The organism is Tritonibacter sp. SIMBA_163 (assembly GCF_046535935.1).
In the GTDB taxonomy this organism is placed as follows: domain Bacteria; phylum Pseudomonadota; class Alphaproteobacteria; order Rhodobacterales; family Rhodobacteraceae; genus Epibacterium; species Epibacterium scottomollicae.
This window is the reverse complement of record NZ_JAWJBP010000109.1, coordinates 1-490: the sequence shown is the minus strand read 5'-3', so window position 1 is coordinate 490 and position 490 is coordinate 1. Positions and strand designations below refer to the sequence as shown.

General features: G+C 66.3%; 1 protein-coding gene. It reads right to left on the bottom strand.

Going from position 1 to position 490, the window contains the following annotated elements:
- Positions 1-56: 56 nt before the first annotated feature.
- Positions 57-490 (bottom strand): hypothetical protein (locus R0J92_RS21650; RefSeq protein ID WP_411053150.1); only part of this gene is annotated, 434 nt, incomplete at its 5' end.

The window sequence follows — 490 nt, the reverse complement described above, 5'->3', positions numbered from 1 at the left end:
GTCCAGCTCCAGCAGCGATGCCAGCATGTCGTCCACGCTCACCATGGTCCACTTCCTTATCTCGGGGTCTGCGTTCCAAGCCAGTCGTGCTGCAACGTCACGTCGCCGTAGCTCCCCTCCCGGACCGCCTCGAACTCCTCGTACCGGATCGACAGGGCTCCCTTCCTCGGCTCGCCCCCGCCCTGCATGATCTTCCACGCCGTGGCCACGTCGTCGAAGGCGTTGATGATCGGCTTCTCCGTCAGGGCCAGCACCTCGCCGCCGTTGTTCCAGACCACGCGAGCAATGCCGCCGTTCTCCGCCACCTGCGCCAGCGATTCGAGCTGGTGGTACTTGAGGCCGGTGCCCTTGCCCTCGACGATCTTCTTGCCGCTCAACTGCGGCATCACCACGCGGAGGCTCGGCATGGGCCGGGTCGCCTTGGCCTCCATGCCGATGAACCGGGCGTCGAGCAGCGACATGCCGTAGAAGTCGAACGGCGACGCGCCGC